The 5,286-nt window shown below is 51.9% G+C and carries 8 protein-coding genes; 2 read left to right on the forward strand and 6 right to left on the reverse strand.

The window, feature by feature from the left end:
- Positions 1-112: 112 nt before the first annotated feature.
- A complete protein-coding gene (locus QVP67_RS11665) occupies positions 113-715 on the forward strand; it encodes a Crp/Fnr family transcriptional regulator (protein WP_022163744.1) in 603 nt (200 codons plus the stop codon).
- On the opposite strand, the gene QVP67_RS11670 is transcribed toward QVP67_RS11665, so the two are convergent.
- On the reverse strand, positions 696-1,079 hold the full coding sequence (locus tag QVP67_RS11670) for a hypothetical protein (RefSeq protein ID WP_022163745.1): 384 nt from the start codon (positions 1,077-1,079) through the stop codon (positions 696-698). The genes QVP67_RS11665 and QVP67_RS11670 overlap by 20 nt on opposite strands.
- A gap of 149 nt (positions 1,080-1,228) precedes the next feature.
- Between QVP67_RS11670 and QVP67_RS11675 the strand changes: the two genes are divergently transcribed.
- Positions 1,229-1,915, forward strand: a complete 687-nt coding sequence (locus tag QVP67_RS11675; RefSeq protein ID WP_288180154.1) for a hypothetical protein — start codon at positions 1,229-1,231, stop codon at positions 1,913-1,915.
- A gap of 126 nt (positions 1,916-2,041) precedes the next feature.
- Here the strand turns inward: QVP67_RS11675 and QVP67_RS11680 are convergent, their stop codons facing one another.
- The 5 genes from QVP67_RS11680 to QVP67_RS11700 all read right to left on the reverse strand — a co-directional run.
- Positions 2,042-2,821 (reverse strand): lipocalin family protein, encoded by a 780-nt coding sequence (locus QVP67_RS11680; protein WP_022163747.1) that lies wholly within the window; start codon positions 2,819-2,821, stop codon positions 2,042-2,044.
- A 32-nt stretch (positions 2,822-2,853) separates the two neighbouring features.
- A complete protein-coding gene (locus QVP67_RS11685; RefSeq protein WP_022163748.1) occupies positions 2,854-3,510 on the reverse strand; it encodes an MliC family protein in 657 nt (218 codons plus the stop codon).
- A gap of 186 nt (positions 3,511-3,696) precedes the next feature.
- Positions 3,697-4,560, reverse strand: a complete 864-nt coding sequence (locus QVP67_RS11690; RefSeq protein WP_022163749.1) for a hypothetical protein — start codon at positions 4,558-4,560, stop codon at positions 3,697-3,699.
- Positions 4,557-4,925 (reverse strand): LytTR family transcriptional regulator DNA-binding domain-containing protein, encoded by a 369-nt coding sequence (locus QVP67_RS11695; RefSeq protein ID WP_022163750.1) that lies wholly within the window; start codon positions 4,923-4,925, stop codon positions 4,557-4,559. Before QVP67_RS11695 ends, QVP67_RS11690 begins: the two co-directional genes overlap by 4 nt.
- A gap of 108 nt (positions 4,926-5,033) precedes the next feature.
- The coding region (locus QVP67_RS11700; protein WP_288180155.1) for an ATP-binding cassette domain-containing protein at positions 5,034-5,286 on the reverse strand (253 nt) is incomplete at its 5' end.

Raw genomic sequence — 5,286 nt, forward strand, 5'->3', positions numbered from 1 at the left:
CCAGCCGCCGAGACACTGACGCTGATCTTCGTGTTGACCATTTACTGCCGGGGAAGAAAGAGGAAAGAGAAACTTGAAAATTACCTCCTACGGAAACCGAAGATAAAAAGACATGGAAAAATTCGTTGACATATTCAGCAAGAAATACAACCTGGACAGCAAGGATGCAGCTGCCCTGCTGGCCCTGATGGAACCTGTGACCTACCGCCGGGGCGAAGTACTGGTGCACGAAGGAGAACTGAACACCTCTTTCTACCTGATAGGCCAAGGCATCTGGCGCGGCTATTACCTGCGCAATGGTGTAGACGTGAGTATCTGGTTTGCCACCACCGGCGAATCGCTCTTCTCGACCCGGGGATACATGGGCGGAAGACCATCCGGAACTTCGATCGAAGCCATGAGCGACAGTCTGCTATACCGCATCGGGCGGCAGGAACTGGAAGCCTTCTTCCACTCGTCGGCAGCAGCTGCCAACCTGGGCAGGCGGATGTTTGAACGGGAGTTTCTGATGTTTGAAGAAAGGCTGATCAACGAAGGAGCGACACAGGCCAAAGAACGGTACCTGTCGCTGCTGGAACGGATGCCCGAACTGCTGCAACACGTACCGCTGAAGCACATTGCTTCGTACCTGTACATCACTCCTCAATCGCTGAGCCGTATCCGTGCCGAACTGGCACGAAAAGCCGGAAGCGAAATCAGTCGCCCACGCGAATGATCTGCTGCACTTCGACCACTCCGTCGTAATCGGCAGCAAAGCCTTCGGAGGAAGGCCCCATCATCTTCACCTTCAGTTCGGCTGAAACAGGGGTATAGGGTTGGGAACCGGCAGGCAAAGCTGCCTCGTAACGTTTCTTCAGTTCGCCCGAACGATCGACTACCCAATAGGACAAGGTATCGCCTTCGGGGGTAAAGGAATAGGCTTCGTGGCCCATAATGAGTCGCCCCTTACAGGTCTGTACGGAATCGGAAACCGTCGTTTCCTCATGCACATCCGTTGCCTCCGACGTTCGGGAAGAGGGACGGCAGGAGAACAAGCACAAGGCTGTCCCCATCAAGAAAAAGAATACCTGTTTTTTCATGCTTCTATTGATTTAATAATGAATCTGTGTCGAAAATAGACATTTTTCTTTCATAAACGTATTTTCACCAGACAAAAGTTTGCCGGATTCATTTAAATTAGTACATTGTGCCGCCATAATACAAAATGTACAAATACAACCTAATAATCATGAAACGCACCGACCTCTACTTCATCGTGATTGTCGCGGCTCTGTTCGCGCCGTTCTTCGTATCCGACAGCCTGTATGCAGGCTATCAGTCGTTCAATGCCGCACACGGCATGGTGATGAGCTTCCTGAAATTTGCTATTCTTTCTACGCTGGGCGAACTGCTGGGCCTGCGCATCAGTACAGGAAAATACCTGCGCAAAGGCTTCGGCGTATGCCCCCGTGCCGTAGTATGGGGTGTACTGGGTATGGGCATCAACCTGGCTTTTATCGTGTTCTCGACAGGTGTGCCTGCCGCAGCCGCTTATCTGGGAGTGGACAATCCGGCGGGCATCATGGCGGGGCCTCTCTGTATGGAAAAGATATTGTTGGCCTTTGCCATCTCCGTCTGCCTGAACAGCATCTTTGCCCCTGTATTCATGACCTTCCACAAGATAACGGACACACACATCCTGGCTACAGGCGGAACGCTGCGCGGTCTGTTCACCCCCATTCCGATGGGTGAGATCATGCAAAACCTGAACTGGCGGGTACAGTGGGGATTCGTGTTCAAGAAGACCATTCCCCTGTTCTGGTTTCCCGCGCATACCATCACCTTCCTGCTGCCGGGCGAAATGCGGGTGCTGTTCGCTGCGTTGCTGGGAGTAGCGCTGGGAGTGATACTGGCCATCGCTGCACGTAAAAAGTAAAAGCGTCTTTTGGGAAGGTACGGATGGCACGGAAATGCAGGGATAGCCGATACGCTTTCCCCGTATTGTTCCGTGCCATCCGTGTCTGAAAAGGAACAGCCCCTAAGCTGGCACAGTTTCTTCGAATTATTGCGGTTGCTGCTGTAGCGTATAGTTCAGTTCTGAATCGATAGGCTTCAGTTCGCGATCGAGCATCGTCAGTTTGTCGCCAAGGAAAAGGAAGTTCATCGTCTCTTCCTCCTTGTCGAAAGGAACGAACTGGAAGACGGTGGCATCCTTGTCTACCGCATTGCCGCGCAAGGTATACTGACGTCCGCAATACTCGAAGGTGCGGTCCTGTCCGTTCTCGGCTTCCAGATAGGTGAGCCGTGCCCTGAACACGCCATCGCCACTATGCTCGTAGTTGTAAAGGGTTATGTCGTACACAATGCCGGGACAGGAGGCAGCTGGCAGGGTGCCCCGATAAATACGCGTCTGCAATTCTCCGGTACCCTCGGCTTTCTTCAGGGAATCTAGCAAAGCCTTATCCTGAGGAGCGACAATGACTTCGGCTGTACGGTAGTAGTCGATGCGATACGATCCGGAGCGTCCCAGCGTCATGGAGTCGGGAGTCAGCTTCACGACGTCCAGCGTGTCCGAGAAGTCAATGGTTTGTCCGTTTCCGATGCTCTTTCCGTTGAGTATCAGGCGGTCGCCCGACAGGCTCCACGATTCATACTTCAGCGTAGCCATACCGATGGAAGATGCAGTGCCATCGGCATTCAGGGTCACTCCCTGCACAATCTGAGGATTGGCAGGCATGACTTCAATCCAGTTTCCGGTAAAATCTCTCTCGTTTTTCTGAGTGGCTGTGTGGCACGAAGCCAGTAAGCCGGCAGCCACCACCAGCATCATTGATTTTCTCATGGTTGATTTACGTTTTATAGATAACAGTATGCTTATTTCTTTTCGGTGAAAGCGATGGATTTGCCCTCTGCCGAGAAAGTCAGCATCATATCCTGTCCCTTACCGCGAATGTCGACAAACGGATTTTTGTATCCGTAGCCCGAAGCAGTCACATATTGGCGAAGCAGGTAGTCGACACCGTCGTAACGGATCTGAGCCAGCCCTGCCGTAGTGAAGAAAATGGCAGAAAGAGCTTCACCCTGTTTGCCTGCAAACTCGACCTGACGTTTGTTTTCGCATCCGGTAGTGGCATACAGCACTTTTCCTCTTCGTGACACCAGCCACTCGTTAGCGCACTGTTCGAACATGTATGTATCATCATCTTCTACATTCCACACTGCGGTGCCGTCGGGGCGGACACGTTTTTCCAGTACGACCGTCTCTTCGGGCATGAACAGTTCGACCTTGGATGAGTCGGACGGAAATACCGCGAAGGCAGCCGTCGTAGCCTGCGGATCGACAGCAGACAGCATACGCATCCCGTCTTCGAAAATCCGGATTTTCTTGTTGAGTACCTTGGAGTATGTGTACCCCATGGCCGCATCGCTTCCGCCAATGGGAGCTGTTTCGGTATCAGTGTTTTTCGCCTGTTTGCTGCCACACGAAATCAGCAGGAGTGAAGCAGCCAGAAAGAAATAGTGTCTTTTCATAAAATAATGGTTGTTTGTTAGTTTATAAAATAATTGCATAACACAAGTATCAGCCAAAAGCAGACTTCCACTTGTCCGGTCCACACAAATGTAAGCAAAAACCGGCAGGGCGGAAAGCCATCAAGCAACGTCTGTTACGAAGTATAACAAATAATGTATGAAATGGTGCGCTGCGCATACGAAATATCATTTATGGAAGACCAGATAACTGGTATTCGGATAGACATGCTCCTGCGAAGTGCCCAGCCATAAGATTTCTTGAGGTGTACGGCAAAATGCATAGGCATCGCCACCGGGCAGGTAAAGGGCGTCGAGCATACCATAATCGGCCAGGGCTTCCGAGAAATCGTAGAGCGACTCACGCTGACGGCTCAAGACGACGTAGACACGAGGATCGTCCTTCTTGCGGGCCACTGCTCTGCGCAGGGATTTTCCTTTCAGGCGGTTCGGCCAGATCTTTCCACCGATGACCAGCGGATATTGCCTGAAAAACGAACCCTGACGCTCGGCACAGTAGTTCATCACCGTGTCCGAGGCCGAAACACCCAGAAACAACTGCCCTTGCAGCAAGGCACCATAGCCTTCCTTCCGCTTGCCATTGCCGTAACGGCGACCGTCCAATACAAAATCGCCCACAATGCCCAGATTGTCCTTGCGTACATCAGCAGCAGGCAGAGCCATCAGCAACGTTGTGTCCTGCACAGAGGGCAAACCGATACGCAGCCGGACATCGGTTCCTTCCAGTACAAACAGTTGCATCGGGACATCGTTCACCGTATCGGCCAGCAGGCTGACCCGGGCAAGTGTCGCACTGTCCGTCAAAGGCTGCTGTTTTTTGTCTAACTGGAGAATATTTTTTTCCCAGTTAGGAAAAACTTTTTCCCCAACTGGGCGATTATTTCTGTCGGGTAAACACCACCAGTATACGATACAGGCAACGGCTACCAACAACAGTACGACGATTCCCCAAAGCCACCTGTTCCGCACGGATCTTTTACCACCGGCCGGCGAGCCCAATACCTGTATTTCGTCTTCTTCATGTTTCGTCATAATCCTGCCTCCTTTTCCAACAGTTCCTTCAGCTGCCGCAACGCCTCCCGCGAAGCCGACAGTCTGAAAGTACCGTCCAGATCCATATCTGCCAGGACAAGCTCCTGTCTGGTCAGATTGATTTTATAAATGTAATTGCGATTGATGATCAGACTCTTTCCGATGCGGATGAAACAGGCCGCCGCTTCACCCAGCTGCGTCTCTACCAGCTTCTGCATACGCAGCAGGTTGAAGGCAAAGACGTGCTCCGTGCGATTGTGGAGTACAACCGTCACATAATTACCGTCCGAGGAGATGTAAGCTATCCGCTCCGGCTTCATTCTGACCAGTTCGTTCGAGTTTGATACGACTAAGACCCTTTCCATGCGGCCTGCAATAAAAAATAATTGTGGGCAAAATTATGCCTTTTCCTCAGATCAGCATTCATTCTGCCCACAAAAGTTTTTAAATAAACCCGATATTTGCTAATTGCCCTACATCGAACTTTCAGTCAGTATCACCCCGTCCATCATACGGATGATGCGGCGGGCCTCGCGGGCATTCTCTTCGGAGTGCGTCACCATGACTACCGTGGCACCGTCGGCATTGAGTTCCTTCAACAGGGACATCACTTCGTTGCCGTTGGCGGAGTCGAGGTTACCGGTAGGCTCGTCGGCCAGGATGATTTTGGGGTTGGTAACGATGGCGCGGGCAATGGCGACACGCTGCTGCTGACCGCCGCTGAGC

The sequence above is a fragment of the Bacteroides sp. CAG:633 genome (assembly GCF_000435115.1).
In the GTDB taxonomy this organism is placed as follows: domain Bacteria; phylum Bacteroidota; class Bacteroidia; order Bacteroidales; family Bacteroidaceae; genus Bacteroides; species Bacteroides ndongoniae.

Excerpts from the sequence above, each read along its gene's own strand:
- QVP67_RS11695 (WP_022163750.1), bottom strand. The coding sequence starts at position 4,925 with ATGGAAAGGGTCTTAGTCGTATCAAACTCGAACGAACTGGTCAGAATG.
- QVP67_RS11675 (WP_288180154.1), top strand. The coding sequence starts at position 1,229 with ATGAAACGCACCGACCTCTACTTCATCGTGATTGTCGCGGCTCTGTTC.
- QVP67_RS11690 (WP_022163749.1), bottom strand. The coding sequence starts at position 4,560 with ATGACGAAACATGAAGAAGACGAAATACAGGTATTGGGCTCGCCGGCC.
- QVP67_RS11685 (WP_022163748.1), bottom strand. The coding sequence starts at position 3,510 with ATGAAAAGACACTATTTCTTTCTGGCTGCTTCACTCCTGCTGATTTCG.
- QVP67_RS11665 (WP_022163744.1), top strand. The coding sequence starts at position 113 with ATGGAAAAATTCGTTGACATATTCAGCAAGAAATACAACCTGGACAGC.
- QVP67_RS11680 (WP_022163747.1), bottom strand. The coding sequence starts at position 2,821 with ATGAGAAAATCAATGATGCTGGTGGTGGCTGCCGGCTTACTGGCTTCG.
- QVP67_RS11670 (WP_022163745.1), bottom strand. The coding sequence starts at position 1,079 with ATGAAAAAACAGGTATTCTTTTTCTTGATGGGGACAGCCTTGTGCTTG.